Genomic DNA, 3921 nt, shown 5'->3' on the forward strand with positions numbered 1-3921 from the left:
GGTATGGACGTGGTCAAGGAGGTCGTCAAGAGCCTCAACGGAAGCATAGCCGTTTACAGCGAGGTCGGAAAGGGAACGACCTTCGTGCTCAAGTTGCCAGTGAGCATGGCCATCATCCAGGCGCTCCTCATCAAGGTGCAGGACGAGGTCTACGCGGTTCCGATAAACAACATCCTCGAGAGCATCGAGATAAAGCGCGAGAACCTCAAGAGCATCGGCGGAAAGGAGGTCATAGTTCTCCGCGGCGAGATTATACCTGTCATAATGCTCCACGAGCTCTTCGGCCTGCCGATGCCCGAGCTTGAGGAGTTCCCGGCCTTGGTTGTTGACCTCGGCGCCCAGAAGGTGGCCATAGGCGTTGACGAGCTCCTCCACAAGAAGGACATCGTCATCAAGAGCCTTGGCAAGATGCTCTCGCACATCAGTGGCTTCGCCGGAGCGACCATACTCGGTGACGGTAGCGTCGTGCTGATTATCGAGATTAACGGCCTCCTCGGAGGTGGACGTGGTGGAATCTGAGGACTACGAGGAGTACATAAAGAACCTCGACGAGTTCGCCAAGAGCGCGTTAGTAGAGACCTTCAACATAGGCGCATCCAGGGCGGCCGATGCCCTCAGCGAGATGACAGGTTTAACTGTGGACATCACGGTTCCGGAGATAGAGATAACCTCTATCAAAGCAGTTCCGGAGAAGGTCGGAGAGGACGTCAAGGTGGCGGTCTACATACAGCTCAGCGGAGGCTTTGAGGGCCACGCGTTCTTTTTCCTCGACTTCGAGGACGCGCTGAGGATATTTGACCTCATGATGGGCCAGGAGCCGGGAACAACGACGGAGTTCGACGACATGGTTGCCTCGGCCGTTATGGAGATGGGAAACATCCTAATCTCGGCCTTCGCCAACGCCCTCAGCGAGTTTCTCGGGACAGAAATCAACCAGACCCCGCCGGACATAGCGATTGACTTTACCCCTGCGATACTGGACTTTGCCCTCGCTGATGTTGGCCAGCACTGCGACTACACAATACTCCTTCAGACGGAGATGAGGATTGAGGGAGTCAAGTTCAAGGAGCACTTCACGATTATCCCGCACCCGGCCTCGATGAAGAAGGTTGTTGAGACCCTGCTGGGGGGATTCGTATGAGCGGGCACAAGAACTGGTTTTCGGAGTGGTATCAGGACATATTTAGGGAAGCCTCCAACATAGCGATGAGCCACGCTCTCACGGCGCTCTCGAACATGATAGGCGAGATAGAGATGGAGCCTCCAACCGTCAGCGTAATTCCCCGGGCAAAGTTCCTCCACGAGCTCGCGAGCAAGGGTATAAAGAACAGCTTCGTCGTCATGTTTGACATAACCGAGGGGCTCAGCGGTCTGACAATACTCCAGTTCCCAAAGGAGAGCGCCAAGGCCCTCGTTACGACGCTCCTCGGGATGGACCCCGGCGATGAAGGGATAGATGAGATGGGACGCTCGGCGATAATGGAGATAGGCAACATACTGATTTCCGTTTACACCGACATCCTCGCCAAGCTCATCGAGGAGCCCGTCTCTCTGAGCCCGCCGAAGCCGGCAGAGAGCCTCTACGACGTTGAAAAGGAGCTGTCGAGACCAGACCTCAGAGACGTCACTGAGGTCATAATGTTCAAGACGCGCTTTTACCAGAAGGACACGGGGATAGAGAGCCTGTTTTATCTCGTGCCAACTAAGGACGCCTTCGACAAGCTCGTCGGCAAGCTTGAGGCCCAGGTGAAGGACGTCGAGCCCGAGATACCGCCCGAGGAAACGATAGAGCCAGGTGAAGAGGTGAAGGAGAGCAGAGTTGAAGAAATCACCGAAAAAGCTCCGGAAGAAGCTCAAGAAAGTCCCACCGAAGGTTCCAAGCCTGCAATCAACGAGAAAACCGAGGGTTGAACCTTGCCGACGGAGATAAAGGTCGGTATCGGCGACTACGCGGTCGGCAAGAAGGAGGGGATAATCAGCACCTACGGGTTAGGTAGCTGTGTCGGTATAACCATCTACGACCGCCTAACCAAGGTCGGCGGTCTGCTCCATGCACTCCTGCCCGAGGCGAGCTACTACGGCAACAAGGGAAACCCAGCGAAGTACGTTGATACCGGCCTGCAGCTGCTCATCAGGGACATCCAGAAGCTCGGCGGGAACCCGAGGCGAGCCGAGGCAAAGCTCTTCGGGGGGGCACACATGTTCACCAACGTGACCAGCGAGAAGCTGATGATAGGTAAGAGGAACGTCGAGGTCGCAAAAAGAGAGCTCAAGAAGTACGGCATACGGCTGGTCGCTGAGGATACTGGAGGAAAGGGTGGAAGGACTATCTACCTCGACCTCTCGACGGGTAAAGTCAGGATGAGAAAGGTTTCAGGCGGAAAGGTCATCGAGAAGATTTATTAAAATCAGAAACTTACGGGGGTGGTTCGATGAACTTCAAGACAAAGATGGTGGGCATCGTCGTCGTGGCGTTGCTCCTCGTAACGGTGCTCGCTGGAGCAATGATGCTCTACACAGGGAACCACGTGGGTAAGGTCCTAGAGGACAAGCTGGCACCAGAGATAGACCAGCAGGCAAGGGAAATGACACTTGCAGAAGCTCAAGCCCTTGCCAACCAGTTCAGCGGGTTCTTTAAAGAGGTCGAAGTCCTCGGAACCGCAACACAGCTAATGGTTACCAAGTCCCTCGATGAGATGCAGGAAGAAGGAGTTAACTTCGGTGACCCCGGCTACGCCGACAGGCTGAGACCCCTTCTCCTCGGACACTTTGCCACGGTTTCCAAGGCCGAACCCCTGCTCAGCGCCGTTTACTTCGGCGACGTCAACGGCAACATGTACATCTACCCCAAGCAGGAGCTCCCACAGGGCTACGACCCGCGGAAGAGGCCCTGGTACCAGGAGGCTGTAGCAAAGAACGGTCCAGCGTGGAGCCAGCCGTACAAGGACGCATCCAGCGGAAAGTGGGTTATAACCTACGCCGTGCCCGTCTATTACAACGGTAAGTTCGTTGGTGTCATTGGTTTGGACGTTTACATCGACACCCTCGCACAGGAGGTTAAGAAAGTCAAGATTGGCAAGACAGGATACGCCTACGTTATTGGCCCCGACGGGATGACGATACTTCACCCTAACGAGGAGTACGAGATGAAAGTCAACGTCTTCAACGAGCCGGCACTCAAGCCGATTGCTGAGATTGTGAAAAGTGGCAAGGACCAGGCAACTGTCGTATATACTTGGAACGGTGTTCGTTCAGTAAGTGCGGGCGTTAAAATACCTGAGACCGGCTGGTACGTCTTCGCGAAGGTTCCGGTCAACGAGATAAGTGCGGGAATAATACAGGCGGTGGACGAGACCAAGAGAGCGACATGGAAGTCAACGATACTCCTGACAATCACAGGTTTCATCGTCTCTGCAGTTCTGGTGGGTATATCCTACAAGCTCGTTTCGAGCTCACTCAAGCCTCTTGAGAGGCTCAGTAAGGTGGCTCAGGCGCTTGCGGAGGGCAGGTTGAGTGAGGTGAACAAATATCTTAGGGAAATTCACTACCTTGAGGATGATGAGATTGGAGCCTTAATCAAGGCCTTCGAGGCGGTAGGAAAGGACTTAGTGGGTACTCTGAACACAATAGCAACCAAGCTTGAGCGCCTTGCGGAGGGTGATTTAAGCAACGGCCTCAGCATGGAGGCCAAGGGCGAACTCAAGGAAATCCTCGAAGACCTCCGCAACACAACCCACAAGCTCAAGAACCTAATCGGAGAGATAGTTAAGGTTACCGACACCCTCGAGGAGCGTGCCAACGTTCTCGCCAAAATAGCAAGCGACGTCACTGAGGCTATTAATCAGGTTAATGAGGCCGTCCAGCAGGTTAGTATTGAAGCCCAGCGCCAGCAGGAGCACATCAACGAGATTACCGAGGGAA

Annotated in this window: 5 protein-coding genes; all 5 read left to right on the top strand. The window is 54.6% G+C overall.

The window, feature by feature from the left end:
- Positions 1–519, top strand: a 519-nt coding sequence (locus MVO87_RS06945) for a chemotaxis protein CheW (RefSeq protein ID WP_297552681.1), incomplete at its 5' end; no start/stop codon positions are given.
- Positions 509–1141 (top strand): chemotaxis protein CheC, encoded by a 633-nt coding sequence (locus MVO87_RS06950; protein WP_297515516.1) that lies wholly within the window; start codon positions 509–511, stop codon positions 1139–1141. The genes MVO87_RS06945 and MVO87_RS06950, both read left to right, overlap by 11 nt.
- On the top strand, positions 1138–1911 hold the full coding sequence (locus tag MVO87_RS06955) for a chemotaxis protein CheC (protein WP_297552683.1): 774 nt from the start codon (positions 1138–1140) through the stop codon (positions 1909–1911). Before MVO87_RS06950 ends, MVO87_RS06955 begins: the two co-directional genes overlap by 4 nt.
- 3 nt (positions 1912–1914) lie before the next feature.
- Complete coding sequence (locus MVO87_RS06960) at positions 1915–2406, top strand: chemotaxis protein CheD (RefSeq protein WP_297552685.1); 492 nt, start codon at positions 1915–1917, stop codon at positions 2404–2406.
- Positions 2407–2432: 26 nt separating this feature from the next.
- Positions 2433–3921 (top strand): PDC sensor domain-containing protein (locus tag MVO87_RS06965; protein ID WP_297552687.1); only part of this gene is annotated, 1489 nt, incomplete at its 3' end.

Origin of the sequence: Thermococcus sp., assembly GCF_027063845.1 — an archaeon.
GTDB lineage: Archaea > Methanobacteriota_B > Thermococci > Thermococcales > Thermococcaceae > Thermococcus.